The sequence below is a fragment of the Bacillus sp. KICET-3 genome, from assembly GCF_033261025.1.
GTDB lineage: Bacteria > Bacillota > Bacilli > Bacillales > Bacillaceae > Bacillus > Bacillus sonorensis.
The window spans coordinates 2,621,577-2,635,792 of record NZ_CP137345.1; the positions used below are offsets into that span (position 1 = coordinate 2,621,577).

General features: G+C 45.7%; 18 protein-coding genes and 1 pseudogene. 7 read left to right on the top strand and 12 right to left on the bottom strand.

What is annotated here, in order from left to right:
* Positions 1-33: 33 nt before the first annotated feature.
* From ilvD to R5H20_RS13385, 5 genes are all read right to left on the bottom strand, one after another.
* The gene (gene ilvD, locus R5H20_RS13365; protein ID WP_006636323.1) at positions 34-1,710 is read right to left on the bottom strand and encodes a dihydroxy-acid dehydratase; all 1,677 of its coding nucleotides are present in this window, start codon (positions 1,708-1,710) and stop codon (positions 34-36) included.
* A gap of 328 nt (positions 1,711-2,038) precedes the next feature.
* Positions 2,039-3,178, bottom strand: a complete 1,140-nt coding sequence (locus R5H20_RS13370) for a conserved virulence factor C family protein (protein WP_006636324.1) — start codon at positions 3,176-3,178, stop codon at positions 2,039-2,041.
* A 49-nt stretch (positions 3,179-3,227) separates the two neighbouring features.
* A complete protein-coding gene (locus R5H20_RS13375) occupies positions 3,228-3,890 on the bottom strand; it encodes an HD domain-containing protein (RefSeq protein ID WP_006636325.1) in 663 nt (220 codons plus the stop codon).
* Positions 3,878-4,357 (bottom strand): glutathione peroxidase, encoded by a 480-nt coding sequence (locus tag R5H20_RS13380; protein WP_006636326.1) that lies wholly within the window; start codon positions 4,355-4,357, stop codon positions 3,878-3,880. The genes R5H20_RS13375 and R5H20_RS13380 overlap by 13 nt, the downstream gene beginning before the upstream one ends.
* 14 nt (positions 4,358-4,371) lie before the next feature.
* Positions 4,372-6,051 (bottom strand): formate--tetrahydrofolate ligase, encoded by a 1,680-nt coding sequence (locus tag R5H20_RS13385; protein ID WP_006636327.1) that lies wholly within the window; start codon positions 6,049-6,051, stop codon positions 4,372-4,374.
* Positions 6,052-6,200: 149 nt separating this feature from the next.
* On the opposite strand from R5H20_RS13385, the gene metA reads away from it, so the two are divergent.
* Together metA and R5H20_RS13395 are read left to right on the top strand one after the other, a co-directional pair.
* Positions 6,201-7,109, top strand: coding sequence for a homoserine O-acetyltransferase MetA (metA, locus tag R5H20_RS13390; protein ID WP_006636328.1), 909 nt, complete (start codon positions 6,201-6,203; stop codon positions 7,107-7,109).
* A gap of 297 nt (positions 7,110-7,406) precedes the next feature.
* The gene (locus tag R5H20_RS13395; RefSeq protein WP_006636329.1) at positions 7,407-8,558 is read left to right on the top strand and encodes a diglucosyl diacylglycerol synthase; all 1,152 of its coding nucleotides are present in this window, start codon (positions 7,407-7,409) and stop codon (positions 8,556-8,558) included.
* A 58-nt stretch (positions 8,559-8,616) separates the two neighbouring features.
* On the opposite strand, the gene R5H20_RS13400 is transcribed toward R5H20_RS13395, so the two are convergent.
* Complete coding sequence (locus R5H20_RS13400) at positions 8,617-9,306, bottom strand: AIM24 family protein (protein WP_006636330.1); 690 nt, start codon at positions 9,304-9,306, stop codon at positions 8,617-8,619.
* 272 nt (positions 9,307-9,578) lie between these two features.
* Here R5H20_RS13400 and cspD point away from each other — a divergent pair, with 272 nt between their 5' ends.
* Positions 9,579-9,779, top strand: coding sequence for a cold-shock protein CspD (gene cspD / locus R5H20_RS13405; RefSeq protein ID WP_003153604.1), 201 nt, complete (start codon positions 9,579-9,581; stop codon positions 9,777-9,779).
* A 60-nt stretch (positions 9,780-9,839) separates the two neighbouring features.
* Here cspD and R5H20_RS13410 read toward each other — a convergent pair whose 3' ends face one another.
* A complete protein-coding gene (locus R5H20_RS13410; protein WP_003182837.1) occupies positions 9,840-10,022 on the bottom strand; it encodes a hypothetical protein in 183 nt (60 codons plus the stop codon).
* Between the two features lie 158 nt (positions 10,023-10,180).
* Here R5H20_RS13410 and R5H20_RS13415 point away from each other — a divergent pair, with 158 nt between their 5' ends.
* Positions 10,181-10,447 (top strand): DUF2564 family protein, encoded by a 267-nt coding sequence (locus R5H20_RS13415; RefSeq protein WP_006636331.1) that lies wholly within the window; start codon positions 10,181-10,183, stop codon positions 10,445-10,447.
* A gap of 39 nt (positions 10,448-10,486) precedes the next feature.
* Here the strand turns inward: R5H20_RS13415 and R5H20_RS13420 are convergent, their stop codons facing one another.
* Both R5H20_RS13420 and R5H20_RS13425 read right to left on the bottom strand, forming a co-directional pair.
* Positions 10,487-10,672 carry a zinc-finger domain-containing protein gene (locus R5H20_RS13420; RefSeq protein ID WP_006636332.1) on the bottom strand — a complete coding sequence of 62 codons (186 nt, stop codon included), beginning with the start codon at positions 10,670-10,672 and terminating at the stop codon, positions 10,487-10,489.
* A pseudogene (locus R5H20_RS13425) lies at positions 10,665-11,346 on the bottom strand (reverse transcriptase-like protein). The gene R5H20_RS13420 and the pseudogene R5H20_RS13425 overlap by 8 nt, the downstream one beginning before the upstream one ends.
* A gap of 86 nt (positions 11,347-11,432) precedes the next feature.
* Between R5H20_RS13425 and R5H20_RS13430 the strand changes: the two are divergent.
* From R5H20_RS13430 to sspL, 3 genes are read left to right on the top strand one after another with little or no spacing between them, the layout of a single operon-like run.
* On the top strand, positions 11,433-12,134 hold the full coding sequence (locus R5H20_RS13430; protein WP_029418368.1) for a queuosine precursor transporter: 702 nt from the start codon (positions 11,433-11,435) through the stop codon (positions 12,132-12,134).
* On the top strand, positions 12,124-12,522 hold the full coding sequence (locus R5H20_RS13435; protein WP_006636335.1) for a reverse transcriptase-like protein: 399 nt from the start codon (positions 12,124-12,126) through the stop codon (positions 12,520-12,522). The genes R5H20_RS13430 and R5H20_RS13435 overlap by 11 nt, the downstream gene beginning before the upstream one ends.
* A 42-nt stretch (positions 12,523-12,564) precedes the next feature.
* Entirely contained in the window at positions 12,565-12,702 is a 138-nt protein-coding gene (gene sspL, locus R5H20_RS13440) for a small, acid-soluble spore protein L (RefSeq protein WP_006636336.1), read from the top strand.
* An 11-nt stretch (positions 12,703-12,713) separates the two neighbouring features.
* Here sspL and R5H20_RS13445 read toward each other — a convergent pair whose 3' ends face one another.
* The 3 genes from R5H20_RS13445 to R5H20_RS13455 form a co-directional block, all read right to left on the bottom strand.
* On the bottom strand, positions 12,714-13,601 hold the full coding sequence (locus tag R5H20_RS13445) for a 5'-3' exonuclease (protein WP_006636337.1): 888 nt from the start codon (positions 13,599-13,601) through the stop codon (positions 12,714-12,716).
* Between the two features lie 93 nt (positions 13,602-13,694).
* Entirely contained in the window at positions 13,695-13,844 is a 150-nt protein-coding gene (locus R5H20_RS13450) for a hypothetical protein (protein ID WP_006636338.1), read from the bottom strand.
* Between the two features lie 78 nt (positions 13,845-13,922).
* Positions 13,923-14,192 carry a YpbS family protein gene (locus R5H20_RS13455; RefSeq protein WP_006636339.1) on the bottom strand — a complete coding sequence of 90 codons (270 nt, stop codon included), beginning with the start codon at positions 14,190-14,192 and terminating at the stop codon, positions 13,923-13,925.
* Positions 14,193-14,216: the final 24 nt, after the last annotated feature.

The window sequence follows — 14,216 nt, forward strand, 5'->3', positions numbered from 1 at the left end:
GGCCGAATTTCAAACATCCAAAAGTAAAAAACGTCAGATCTTCATGATTCCGCCTGTGTTGGCTGAAGTGACAAGCTTTGAATAGCGGGCGAGATACCCTGTTTTCACTTTAGGCTCAAAGCCCGGCCAGTTCGCTTTTCTTTTTTCCCATTCTTCATCGGAAATCTCAATATTCAAGATTCGTTTTTCGATATCGACCACGATATGGTCGCCGTTTTCTACAAATGCAAGAGGTCCGCCTTCAGCGGCTTCCGGCGATACATGACCGATTGAAAGTCCGCGTGATGCCCCGGAAAAACGGCCGTCTGTAATTAATGCCACCTTCGGTCCGAGTCCCATACCGACGATCTGGGAAGTCGGAGCCAGCATTTCAGGCATTCCTGGTCCGCCTTTAGGGCCTTCATACCGGATGATGACGACGTCTCCCGCTTTCACTTTCCGGTTGATGATGCCGTCGAGCGCCTCCTCCTGAGAATCGAAGACGACAGCAGGTCCTTCATGGCGGGTAATGCCGTCCTGGACGCCGCCAGTTTTGATGATCGCCCCGTCCGGCGCCAAATTGCCGAATAGCACAGCAAGCCCGCCTTGCTCTGAAAACGGCTTGTCAATCGGATGAATGACATCGTAATCCTTTACATCGCACCCCGCAATATTTTCGCCAAGCGTTTTTCCTGTTACAGTCAACGTATCCAAATGCAGGGCGCCTTCTTTTTTGGATAGCTCGTTTAGGACCGCAGATACCCCGCCTGCTTCATGCAAATCTTCGATGAACACATCTGATGCAGGCGCAAGCTTTGATAAATGAGGAACTCTCGCGGCAACCTCATTAATCCGCTCAAGCGAATAATCAACACCCGCTTCATTGGCGATTGCCAGTGTATGAAGGATCGTATTCGTCGATCCGCCGAGCGCCATGTCTAAGGCGAACGCGTTGTCAATCGCCTTTTCCGTCACGATGTCACGCGGTTTTAGATCTGATTTGATCAGCTCCATCAGCTGGCGCGCCGATTGTTTGGCGAATTCCTTTCGTTCCGGCGCCGTCGCCAAAATCGTTCCGTTGCCCGGGAGCGCGATGCCGAGCGCTTCGGATAGACAGTTCATCGAGTTGGCTGTGAACATGCCGGAACATGATCCGCAGGTTGGGCAGCCAAACTGTTCAAGCTCCTGCAATCCTTTTTCATCAATTTTGCCAGATTGATAGGCGCCTACGCCTTCAAAAACAGAGGAAAGCGAGATTTTGCGCCCGTCACTCGTCCTTCCCGCAGCCATCGGACCCCCGCTGACAAAAACGGTCGGAATATTGATCCTCATTGCCGCCATGATCATCCCCGGCGTGATTTTGTCACAGTTCGGAATACAAACCATCCCGTCAAACCAGTGAGCGGAAACGACCGTCTCCACGGAGTCCGCGATGATTTCTCGGCTCGGAAGGGAGTACCTCATTCCGATATGCCCCATTGCAATACCGTCGTCGACACCGATTGTATTAAATTCAAACGGCACTCCGCCGGCTTCCCTGATCGCCTCTTTGACGATTTTTCCAAACTCCTGCAAATGGACATGACCGGGGACGATGTCAATATATGAGTTGCAAACGGCGATAAACGGTTTGCCGAAGTCCTCTTCCTTTACCCCTGCCGCCCTCAGCAGACTGCGGTGCGGCGCTCTGTCGATCCCTTTTTTAATCATGTCACTGCGTAAACCTGTCATGATGATCCTCCTAAAATATCTTCGTTTTTATATTCTGTATTTTTAGAATATTCGTTTTACAATACTTCTTATTACGGATTTTCAAGCTGATGGCTGTTTTGCTTTTCAATCTGAAAATCGCTCCCCATTCTATCAGAACCTCCACATTCCACTTGATTGGTACCTACTATATATATTTTCAGGCTTTTTTTCAACAATATTCGAAATATTTTTATAGAAAAAGTGATATTTTATGACAGGACACGCGATGGTGTTGAAATTGTTTGGTAGCGGATGGAACGGTCTTGATTTCTGACTGAAAAACAAAAGGCGCTGGATTCAGCGCCTTTTACCGATTTTCTTTTTTGCGGCTTTCCGTCATTTGCTTCCAGACGGATCCTTTTGCTTCTTCTCCATGTTCAATCCGTTCAATTGCCATTTTGATTTGAAGGCTGACTTCAAATTCCGGATCGTTTTCAGCCTCTTTCAACGCAGAAAGCGCGCTTTCGTCACCGACCTCATATAAAAACATCGCCGCTCTCCAGCGGACGAGCTTGCTCGGGTCCTTCAGCGCCTTTATCATCGCGGGGATGGCATCCGGATTTCCGATGTCAGAGAGGCAGTCGCCGGCCGTCCTTCTTACCGTAATGGTTTTGTCCTCAAGCGCCCGGTATAAAAGCGGGAGGACCTCAGGTGTTTCGATCATGCCCAAATAAACGACGGCCAGCCTTCTGATCGATGTTTTCGGATCATTGAGCGCTTTTTCAAGCACCGGAATGTCCTCTTCCTCCGGATCCATTTGCTCAAGGTGGGCATAGCGTTTTTGCCAATCTTCATCCTCCAGCATCTCAAGTGTGACTTTGTAAGATTTTCTTTGGACGGCTTGTTTTTCGGTTCCTTTGTCCTGAGATGCGGCGGATTCCGTTAATTTCCGGAGACGCTCCTCATCATAGGCTGCCTGGAGTTCTTCCGTTAGTTCACGGCCGATTTCTGAAAAGTCGCCGAATCTGACGCCCTGTTCCTTCCATGCGCGCTCAAGCACGACATTGGATGAAGCCGTTTTCAGCTTTAAGATCGCCTCCTGAAACCGCTCCGGCAGTCCAAACCGCTCTTCGCGCTCGCCGTCAGTCAGTTTGACCTGCATCGGTATGCCGCTGAACATTTGCACGAATACTTTGACCTCGCCAAACGACTCTTTTTCCTCTGAAGCTCCGCCGTTTGCTTCGGTTTCATCCATCCCGAAGGCGGAACGAACCGCCGGCAGGATATCCTTCCAGTCAAACCTGGCATTTCGCTCCACAGCTAAAAAGTCTGCTACATGGTAGACCCCTTTTACACCATCTATATTTAACACCTGCTGAATGACAGGCGGTGCCCCTTCCGCCTGGCCTTTTTTGTAATTATTGCTTTTCCCGCCCGGCAGCTCCTCGGTTAAAATGACCTTCATTGTATTTGGACTCGGTGTCGGTTCTATCGATTTAATCTTCATCAGTTGTCCCCCTCTGTTAAAAGATCCGGGTCTTATTCTACCATAACCGTTATTCCCGATCTATCCAGGCGGCTTGTTCAGTGCAGGCACACTCGTTTTTGAGTTCGCTGAGAAAGGAACGCATCAGCTTGTGCCGGTGTTCGGCAAGCCTTCTCCCTGTTTTGGTATTCATCAGATCTTTTAGAAGAAGCAGCTTCTCATAAAAATGGCCGACCGCAGATGGGGCGTTTTTATCATGGGAGCCTTCCCGGTAGAGCAAATGCCCCTTTGCACCCGCATACATGAAAGCCCGCGCGATTCCGACGGCGCCCATGGCATCAAGACGATCGGCGTCCTGAACGGCCTGTCCTTCTAAAGAAAGCTTTTGATCCTTGTATTTTTCCCTGTCTCTGAAGGACATTTTCGTAATGATGCTAATGATGTCCTCTGCGGCTTGATTGTCAATGCCGAAGCCTGATAATTGCCGCTTCAGCGCTGAGAGCGGCATTCGATGTCGCGCCGATAGTTTCTCATCGATTAAATCGTGTACAAGGGCGGCCGCTTCTGTGATAAACAAATCCGCCCCTTCTTCTTTTGCGATCATAAGACTCAGGCGCTGCACCCGTTTGATATGAAGCCAGTCATGGCCTGTCCCTTCATCGCTAAGCTTTCCGCCGACCCATTCTGCAATCAGGCTGATCTGCTTCTTTTTCAGCTGACTCATCCCAGCCATTGTTGAATGGTATCCTCCATTTCCTTCGGATTTGTCTGCGGCGAAAAGCGCTCAACAGTCTCGCCCGTTTGATCGACGAGGAATTTTGTGAAATTCCACTTGATTGCTTTTGTTCCGAGCATTCCTTTCGCCTTGCTCGTCAAATGTGAAAACAGCGGATGGATATGTTCGCCTTTTACATCGACTTTAGCAAACATCGGGAACGTCACCCCGTAATTCATCGTACAGAATTCCTCTATGCTTTTTTCATCGCCCGGCTCCTGATTCATAAATTGGTTGGACGGAAAGCCCAAAATGACAAACCCCCGGTCTTTATATGTATCATAAAGCTCCTGAAGCTGTTTGTACTGCGGGGTGAATCCGCATTTGCTGGCTGTATTGACAATGAGAAGAACCTTCCCTTCATACGGCTTCAGGGTCGTTTCTTCACCTTTAATCGTTTTTACGCTGATATCATACATGGACATGTCCATCGCTCCTTTTAAAATAACCCTTTTGCCCTGCCGTTTTCATCCACATCCATTTGAAGCGCGGCCGGACGCTTCGGCAACCCCGGCATCGTCAAAATGCTGCCTGTCAGAGCGACGATGAAGCCGGCTCCTGCTGACGGCTTTAATTCGCGGACAGTAATGTAAAATCCATGCGGTCTCCCGGTCTTCTCTGGATCGTCTGAAAGAGAGTATTGAGTTTTCGCCACACAAACAGGCAACCCGTTCAAGCCGTTTTTTTCCAATTCGACAAGTTGCTTTTTCGCCTTTTCCGTGAATTTGACACCTTCCGCTCCATATACGATCCTGGCGATCTTCGTCAGCTTTTCCTCGATTGGGTCTGTTAATTCGTATAAATAAGAAAAGCGGTTTTCTTTTTCTTCAAGCACATTGATGACGTTTCGGGCAAGCTCGACACCGCCTTTTCCGCCCTCTTCCCAAACATTGCACACTGAAGCTGGATGGCCGTTTTCCCGGCACCAGTCAAGCACGGCTTCAAGTTCCTCCTCTCCATCCTGGACAAACCGGTTTACCGCAACGACATAAGGAAGACCGAAAGCTCTGATCGTCTCAATGTGTTTTGCAAGGTTGGCAATGCCTCTTTTTACGGCTCCCGTATCGCTGATCTTTAAATCTTGAAGCGCGACGCCGCCGTGCATCTTCAGCGCCCTTACCGTGGCGACGATCACGACCGCACCCGGAGTAAATCGGCCAGCCCTCGTTTTGATATGGAAAAACTTTTCGGCTCCTAAATCAGCGCCGAATCCCGCTTCAGTTACGACGTAATCAGCAAGCTTCGCCGCCATTTTAGTCGCGATCAGACTATTTGAGCCATGGGCGATATTGGCAAACGGCCCCCCGTGCACGAGCGCCGGCGTTCCCTCGACGGTTTGCACGAGATTCGGCTTCAGCGCGTCCTTTAAGAGAAGAGCGAGCGCTCCCTCAACTCCAAGCATTTCGACTGTCACCGGTTTTTGGTCTTTTGTGTATGCAACAATCATTGCCGCAAGTCTGTTCTTTAAATCTTTCAAATCGGAGGCAAGACATAAAACGGCCATGATTTCAGATGCGACCGTGATGTCAAACCCGTCTTCCCGCGGAAAGCCGTTTGCTTTGCCGCCCAGTCCAATGACAGTTTCCCTTAGCGCCCTGTCATTGAGATCGAGGGTCCTTTTCCAGACGATTCTTCTGATGTCAATGTTTAATTCGTTTCCGTGATGAATATGATTGTCAATGAAAGCAGCCAAAGCGTTGTTCGCGCTTGTAATCGCGTGCATATCTCCAGTAAAGTGAAGGTTGATGTCCTCCATCGGCAGAACCTGCGAATAGCCGCCTCCTGCTGCGCCGCCTTTTAAACCCATCGTCGGTCCGAGAGACGGTTCCCGCAGCGCCACAATCGACCGTTTCCCCTCCTGCCAGAGCGCCTGGCTCAGTCCGACGGTCACAGTTGACTTTCCTTCACCCGCGGGCGTCGGATTGATGGAAGTGACCAAAATAACATGTCCGTCTCGTTGATCTGCTAAACGCTCAAAAATATCTAAAGAAATTTTCGCTTTTGTGAAACCAAAGTACTCTATTTCTTCGTCATCTATACTGAGTTTCCGTGCAATTTCCGCTATCGGTTTTAATTTCTGGCTTTGAGCGATCTCAATGTCTGATAAGTGGGATTTCATATGAAGAGGAGCCTCCTTTTCGTTGATTACATGATGATTTCCATATTTTTCACACACTTCTTTTATTGTATCACAATTCACACATTGAAATATCGCCAAAAAGTTCCTATAATGAAGAAAAATCAGCGGAGAAAACCGGAGGTGGCGTGTTGCCTATCAACATTCCTATTGATTTGCCAGCAAAGCAGATTCTTGAAAGTGAAAATATTTTCGTCATGGATGAAAAACGGGCGTTCCATCAGGATATCAGGCCTTTGAACATTGTGATTCTCAATTTGATGCCGCAGAAAATCAAAACGGAGACACAGCTTCTGAGAATGCTCGGAAATTCTCCTTTGCAGGTATATTTCACTTTTTTAATACCGTCTACACACACACCAAAAAACACAGCAAGGCAGCATTTAGAACAATTTTATACAACCTTTTCTTCGATCAAGGACAAAAAATTTGACGGCATGATCATTACAGGAGCGCCGATCGAACATCTGGCATATGAAGAAGTTTCATATTGGAATGAGCTTCAGGACATTTTTGACTGGAGCAAAACAAACGTCACGTCAACGCTTCACATATGCTGGGGAGCCCAAGCCGGGCTGTTCCATCATTACGGCATTCGCAAAACAAAATTGCCGAAAAAAACGTTCGGCGTGTTCGAACACAGAATTTTAGAGAAAAATGAAAGATTGGTAAGAGGATTTGAAGAATTCTACTATGTCCCGCATTCCAGGCATACAGATATAAACATGGACGATTTAAAATCGGCGGAGGATTTAAAAGTGCTCAGCATCTCTGATGAAGCAGGCGTCTGTTTAATTGCTTCAAAAGATGAAAAACAAGTTTTTTTGACTGGACATCCTGAGTATGATACCGATACTCTTAAAGAGGAGTATGAAAGAGATCTGGCCAAAAACATGAAGATTGACCCGCCAGTGAACTATTTTAAGGATGGACCGGACGGACCGGTGCCTGTTAATCGCTGGAAAGCCCATGCCACTCTATTGTTTATGAATTGGCTGAATTACTATGTTTATCAGGAAACACCGTATGAGTGGAAATGAAATTCTCATGCTCCGGTCTGATGCAAGATGTCCGAAATATGATAAAATACAGTTGGGTTAGTCTTCCATAAAAGAATCTATACCATCGCAAACATCAGCCCCTGGCTTTTTTACGGGGGGTCAGGAAGCTCTTGGAAACCAGTGCTTTCCTGCGAATCCAAACTTTAAAAATACCTTAATTTTTGTTCTTCATTTATAATTAAATTATAATTTTATGGTATGGTATCTGTGGACATTAACTCCTGTTTTTTTACTATTTAGAGCTCTTGCTGTTTGAATTAATTGAGGTGAATATGTTTGAATACCAACAAAAATATATTAATTTTGACTGCAAATTACGGAAATGGCCATGTTCAAGTAGCCAAAACTCTTTATCAAGAGTGTGAAAGGCTTGGTTTTAAGAATGTAACTGTTTCGAATTTGTATCAAGAATCAAATCCGATTGTGTCTGACATTACGCAATATCTCTACCTGAAAAGTTTTTCAATCGGGAAACAGTTTTATCGCCTTTTTTACTATGGGGTCGATAAAATTTACAATAAAAGAAAGTTTAATATCTATTTTAAAATGGGGAATAAGCGGCTTGACCAGCTTATTAAAAAGCATCAGCCGGATATCATCATCAATACGTTTCCGATGATCGTCGTCCCTGAATACAGACGGAGAATGGGGAAAGTCATTCCGACATTCAACGTGATGACGGATTTCTGCCTTCATAAAATTTGGGTTCATGAACATATCGATAAATATTATGTGGCGACTGATTACGTGAAGGAAAAACTTCTTGAAATCGGCACCCACCCAAATAATGTAAAAATTACAGGCATTCCGATTCGCCGGCAGTTTGAAGAAGAAATGGACAAAGACGAAATTTACGCCAAGTATCAGCTGTCTCCTGATCGAAAGATTCTGCTGATCATGGCGGGCGCCCACGGGGTTCTCAAAAATGTAAAGGAACTGTGCGAATCCCTTGTGACAAAAGAAGATGTCCAAATCGCTGTCGTTTGCGGAAAAAACACGGTATTAAAAAACTCGCTTGAAGAAATTGAAGCCGTATATCCGAATAAACTGAAAACGTTCGGCTATATCGAAAGAATTGACGAGCTGTTCAGAGTGGCCGACTGCATGATCACAAAACCGGGCGGAATCACCCTTACGGAAGCTACCGCAATCGGTGTTCCGGTTATCCTTTACAAACCTGTGCCGGGGCAGGAAAAAGAAAACGCCCTGTACTTTGAGGATAAAGGCGCTGCCATCGTGGTAAACAGGCATGAGGAGATCCTTGAGTCCGTCTCTTCCCTATTGGCGGATGAACAAAAACTAAACGAAATGAAACGGAATATTAAAAGCCTGCACTTATCCAATTCTTCAGAAGTCATCCTGACTGACATCGTCGAACAGTCTGAAATCATCATGAATAAAAAACAGGCTGTGAGAGCCCTGTCTTAAGCCGGGCTCCCGACAATTAGAAAAAACACTTGTTTTCACAAGTGTTTTTTCTTTTGCTTTATGATTCGGTATAATACACTTCTTCAAACGGCTGAACGACGACAAATCCGTTTCCGGCAAATTTCATTTGAATCGACTCCCCGCTCCCCCTGCCGATGAATGTTTTAAAAGAGACATCTGTAACAAATTCAGGCTGAAGTCCGCCTGACCAAGCAATGGTTGCGTTTGGATCGGTATATACGGGGCTTTCCGGAGAAACAAGCAGAGTAAGCGGCTCATAATGGCTTGTGATCGCTGCCATTCCCGTGCCCTCAAGCTTGACGTTAAACAGTCCGCCTGCCAGCATGCCCGAGATTTTTTTCATCAGCTTAATATCCCACTTGATTGCAGGTTCAAAGGCCAGCAGATCATTCCCGTTAACAAAAATGGCATCATTGTCTAAATTTAAAATCGATATCTTTTTCCCTTGATCGGCAAGGTAAAGTTTTCCATCCCCTTCGGCTTTCATAAGTGAAGCGCCTTCACCGCTGAACACCTTTTTCATCATCCGCCCAAGTCCGTGTTCAAACACCCCTTCCCTCTCGAATTTGATTTGCCCTCTGTAGGAAATCATTGAACCGGCTTTAGCCCAAACTTTCCCGTCTAGATTCACTTCAAGCAGGCGCGGGGTCTCAAGTTCAAACATCCCTTCCCCTTTGTCTTCCTGCTGCGTTTTTTTCACAAATTCATCAATCGAATAACGATTCATCATCCACACTCCTTATGACTGTTTACTTATATACGGAAAAGCCCTTTCCATGTTTCATTTTTTTCTTCTTCAGATAAGTTCTGAAGACTTTATGCTGAAAGCGATTTCAAAAAAATTCCTTAAAAAAGCATAAAAGTTCATTTTTTTCTCTTGACAGCTTGACGCGACTCTGTAGATGGTGTATAGTGAAACCATCATTTAGCAGAAACATCGTTAGATGATGAAAATTTTTTTTAGCACTTTGTGCTACAGTACTAGGAGGATTAAGCAATATGCAAAACGGTAAAGTAAAATGGTTTAACAATGAAAAAGGCTTCGGCTTCATCGAAGTTGAAGGCGGAGACGATGTATTCGTTCATTTCACTGCAATTGAAGGTGAAGGATACAAGTCTTTAGAAGAAGGACAAGAAGTTTCTTTTGAAATCGTTGAAGGTAATCGTGGACCTCAAGCATCTAACGTTGTGAAGCTGTAACTTTTAACAGAATGAAGAAAAAATGAGACTTCAAATAGAGGAGAGGCATATGCGCCTCTCCTATTTAATTTTCAGCTGAATTTCAATGGCCAGAATGTTTTGTTTTAGCCGTTGTTCGATTTCCTCGATATTTTTTTCCAGAGACGGACGCCCCTTTTTCGCAATATCCACCAGCTGTTCTAAATCTTTATATACCTCCACAAATGTCTTGTGCAGAACGGTTTGCAATTCATTGCTTTCCACTGTCACAGGCCCCTTTTCTATAAGATACCCAAATTAGTAATATAGACTTATATTTTTTAGGCTCAATAGTTATATCGGCTTAATTTTATTATATTTTTTCTTTTTTTGCACATAAATATAATTGTTTTCAGGAAAATAATGATGGAGGTGTATGAATGATGACATCAGAACATCACGATGCCGTTGACACGGGGTTTAATCAGCGGAGACAGCTTGAATTGGCCGTGGAAACCGCCCAGAAAACGACCGGGATGGCGACCAGACAAAAAAGCTCCACCTTATTGGAATCAGCCTACAAGTCGATTGAGGATGCCAGACGGCTCTCGCAAGCCGATGAATTATCCGCTTTGGATGAAGAATTTTTACACCAGCAGCTGGAGAGATTAAACGAATGCCAGCACCAGCTGGATGAAGCCCAGCGATAACAAAAAAACCGCATGACTGCGGTTTTTTTCATGAATGTGTCAGCTGTTATTTGTCAGCACTTCTCCATATGTGCGGAGCTTCTCTCCGACAGTGCATTTTGTAATGCAAAATGCATGGGCATACGTTTTTCCGTATTCCTTTCTGAAATGTTTTTTGATAAAACACCCTTCACAATAGGTGTCCTGCAGGTTTGTCAGTTCTTTCAAGATCTCCTTCTTATCCAAGGCTTTCATCTCCGTTATTTATCTAGTTTCGTGTGGCTTTCCACAATGGTATGCTCAAGCATTTTTTTGGCAAGCTAATCTGCTTCTTTATTGTCTTTGCGGCTGATTTGAATATAGGTCGGCGAAAGTTTTAATTTTTCAAGCTGTTTTTCAATTCGATCAAGCCATTTTGAGTGAACTGGATCATAGCACGGCCAGTTTCCTTCAAGCTGGTTTAAGACGACAAGCGAATCCCCTTTTATGATGACTGAGTTTCTGCTCGCTCCAAGATCCCTGAGCTCGTTTACTGCTTCATGGAGGGCGGCGTATTCCGCTTCATTATTTGTCGTCAGCCGAAAGCTTTTGTTTTTTCTTAATCGATATCTTTCCCCTCCGAGGGAATAATAAATCACGATCCCCAGGCCTGCCAGCTCGCTTTCCTTGTCATAGCTTCCGTCAAAAAACACCGTGATTTCATCAGGTTCATGCGCCAGTTCTTCCTTTAGCTTTTCAAGTTCCTTCAGCGTCCAGAAGCTGCCCTTTTCATCTTCAAACTCAAGCCCGCTGACATATGGACTCCGTGTGAGCCTGCGGCCGATCGCCACCGCATCTTTCACTTCGATCCATTCATCGGCGGTGAACGGGACGGATGCGGATGCGTTCATATTTATATTCATGCTTGCTCTTAGTTTCACAAAATCACCTTTATTCAAATGATGTTTTGTTATGCTATAATCAAAACGGTCTGATTACAGCTTATAGAGAAAGGAAGTACTTGTTTTTGTTTAACGAGATGTTGTGGATTAGTTTTGCAATCATTAATTTTATCATTGTTCTCTTCTTTTTTAAACGATTCGGCAAAACCGGCCTGTTTGTTTGGATCGGTTTTGCCACAGTCGCCGCCAATATCGAGGTTGCGAAAACGGTCGAGCTGTTCGGCCTGACCTCGACGCTCGGCAATATCATGTATGGCAGCGTATTTTTTGCGACAGATGTCATCAATGAAAAATATGGCAAAGAAGAAGCGAAGAAAGCCGTATCACTCGGTTTTTTCATCCTTATCAGCCTGACCGCCGTCATGCAGGGCGCCCTGCTTTTCAAGCCGCATCCTGAAGACATCGCACAGCCGGCGCTTGAGACGATCTTCGGATTTCTGCCGCGCGTTGCGCTCGGGAGCCTGCTTGCCTATATCATCAGCCAAACACTTGATGTTTATGTATATTCGGGGATCAGAAGGTTATTTCCTTCCGATCGGGCATTATGGTTTCGCAACAGCGGCAGCACCGCAGTCAGCCAGCTTCTCGATACGTTCATTTTTACGAGCGTCGCTTTTATCGGCACATATCCCCTCGACGTATGGGTGCAGATTTTTATCACTACATATGCACTAAAATTCGTTGTCGCCCTTTTTGCAGCCCCTTACGCTTATGCTGCCAAACGGATCACTCCTTTGGATGAAAGGAGCGGGAACGATGCCTGTTGAGGTCTATATTGACGGTGCAAGCGCCGGGGATCCCGGACTTTCCGGGCTCGGCATTTTCATTAAAAATGGAAGGGACTCGGAATCCTTTTCTCTTCCCGCCGGACGTTTAAGCAACCATGAAGCCGAATTTATGGCGCTGATTGAAGGAATGAAGCTTTGCGCCGACAGGCGATATTCGATCGTTTCCTTCCGCACCGATTCTCAAATCGTCGAGCGCGCGGCGGATTCTGAATATGTCAAAAATCCGGCGTTCAAGCCTTATCTTGATGAAATTATCCGCTTAAAGGCGGCCTTTGATCTGTTCTTCATCAAGTGGATTCCCTCAAAGGAAAATCAGACGGCCGATAAGCTCGCGAAACATGCGATTTTACTGAATCCGGCAGATTAAAAACATCACGGGCTGTGCATCATAAGCTCTGAGGTGGTTGATGTGGAAAAGCAGAAGCCGGCCGGCAAAGGCCGTCTGACAGGCGGTGTCACGCCGCAGGGCGATATTGAAATGAACCGTCATACAGACCCGAAAACAGAGCTTGAAAATCGGGCAAAAAAAAGCAACACAAAGCATTAGAGAGATCGATGTTACCCGATCTCTCTTTTTGCCATTTTCATCAGCAGCGGTTCAATTCCCCTGATCTGATGAAGCTTCAGCATCTCTATAGCCCTCTCGTGTGAGAGCGTAAAATCCGCATCTTCAAGTGAGCAGGAAAGCGGAACATCGCATTTGATTTCCGCGAGAATTCTCGACAGCTTCAGGTCTTCAAGACTTTCGGTTATTTTCGTCTGCTGTCCTTTTGTCAGGAGGCTGATGTTTTCAAGCAGACGGTCAACTGTCGAATACTCCTTGATCAGCTTGTACGCCGTTTTTTCACCGATTCCTTTCACACCTGGATAATTATCGCTCGTATCCCCCATCAAAGCTTTTATATCGATCAGCGCCTTCGGCTCGATTCCCGTTTCCTCTATGAACGATTCTCTTGTATACACTTTATAATTGCCGATGCCTTTTTGCATCAAAGCGACTTGGACAGAATCCGCCAAAAGCTGAAGCAAATCCTTATCTCCTGTAACGATGGTAATGTCTGCTTCATTTCGGAAAAGCGCAGACAGCGTGCCGATGCAATCGTCGGCTTCATATCCGGCAAGGCCGATATTCAGCACGCCAAGCTCCTCCGCAGCTTCCTTCGCCAGATCAAATTGGGGAATTAATTCGAGCGGCGGCTCCCCCCGGTTTGCTTTATAATCTTTAAATAAGTCATTGCGGTACGTTTTGCTGCCCATGTCCCAGCAGCAGACGACATGGCTCGGTTCAAACACCGTCACGGCCGTCAGCAGATGCTTTAAAAATCCGTGCACTCCGTTTGTCGGAACGCCTTTGGCATTCATCATAAAATTGCGATGCACCGCTGTCGCGAAAAAAGACCGGAATAACAATGCCATTCCGTCAACAAGCAGCAACTTCTTTTTCATTCTGGAAACTCCCTTTCATACATACAATGTTCCTATTGTACCACAGGAGCCAAAATGATGAAAACAGCGCCAATAGACGCTGTTTTCATCTGCTTATTTTTGGTGGTTTTTCTTATTTGAGATCATCTTTGCGGCTTCCATCTGCGCATAAGATTCAGTAGAAAATTCGGTGTTAAAGCCGTTTTTCTTTTTGGCGTTATTGTTTCGCTGCGCATTTGCATTGCCGAGCTTTGTTCTTCCCATCGTCTTTCACCTCCACGGAAGGTTCAGATCTTATTTTTTGCATGAAGATCGAGAACCACTCGCGGAAGGATCAGCCAGCTATGCTTGCGCGTTTTTTCGGCTGACGTATTCTTCAACCATTTCCTTTGTGACAAACCGTCTTTGCGGGACGATGCCCTTTTTGGCGAGTTCGTTCATTTTCGCTGTCACCTGATTGATGCGGTCTGTTGAAAAAGGTTCTTGCCGTTCACATGTTGCGACCACCTCTTCGATCGCTCTTTCTCTCTCCTGTTCAAGGAGGACAAACTCCTTAATAAGCTGGTGCTGTTTTTTGGAATGTGCTGTAATGGCTTCATGTACGTTTGTCATCGTCTTTATCCCTTCTTTTTTATT

Bases quoted from the DNA above. Each gene is read 5' to 3' on its own strand.
- ilvD (WP_006636323.1), bottom strand. From the start codon at position 1,710: ATGACAGGTTTACGCAGTGACATGATTAAAAAAGGGATCGACAGAGCG.
- R5H20_RS13370 (WP_006636324.1), bottom strand. From the start codon at position 3,178: ATGAAGATTAAATCGATAGAACCGACACCGAGTCCAAATACAATGAAG.
- R5H20_RS13375 (WP_006636325.1), bottom strand. From the start codon at position 3,890: ATGGCTGGGATGAGTCAGCTGAAAAAGAAGCAGATCAGCCTGATTGCA.
- R5H20_RS13380 (WP_006636326.1), bottom strand. From the start codon at position 4,357: ATGTCCATGTATGATATCAGCGTAAAAACGATTAAAGGTGAAGAAACG.
- R5H20_RS13385 (WP_006636327.1), bottom strand. From the start codon at position 6,051: ATGAAATCCCACTTATCAGACATTGAGATCGCTCAAAGCCAGAAATTA.
- R5H20_RS13400 (WP_006636330.1), bottom strand. From the start codon at position 9,306: ATGAATCGTTATTCGATTGATGAATTTGTGAAAAAAACGCAGCAGGAA.
- cspD (WP_003153604.1), top strand. From the start codon at position 9,579: ATGCAAAACGGTAAAGTAAAATGGTTTAACAATGAAAAAGGCTTCGGC.
- R5H20_RS13415 (WP_006636331.1), top strand. From the start codon at position 10,181: ATGACATCAGAACATCACGATGCCGTTGACACGGGGTTTAATCAGCGG.
- R5H20_RS13435 (WP_006636335.1), top strand. From the start codon at position 12,124: ATGCCTGTTGAGGTCTATATTGACGGTGCAAGCGCCGGGGATCCCGGA.
- R5H20_RS13445 (WP_006636337.1), bottom strand. From the start codon at position 13,601: ATGAAAAAGAAGTTGCTGCTTGTTGACGGAATGGCATTGTTATTCCGG.
- R5H20_RS13450 (WP_006636338.1), bottom strand. From the start codon at position 13,844: ATGGGAAGAACAAAGCTCGGCAATGCAAATGCGCAGCGAAACAATAAC.
- R5H20_RS13455 (WP_006636339.1), bottom strand. From the start codon at position 14,192: ATGACAAACGTACATGAAGCCATTACAGCACATTCCAAAAAACAGCAC.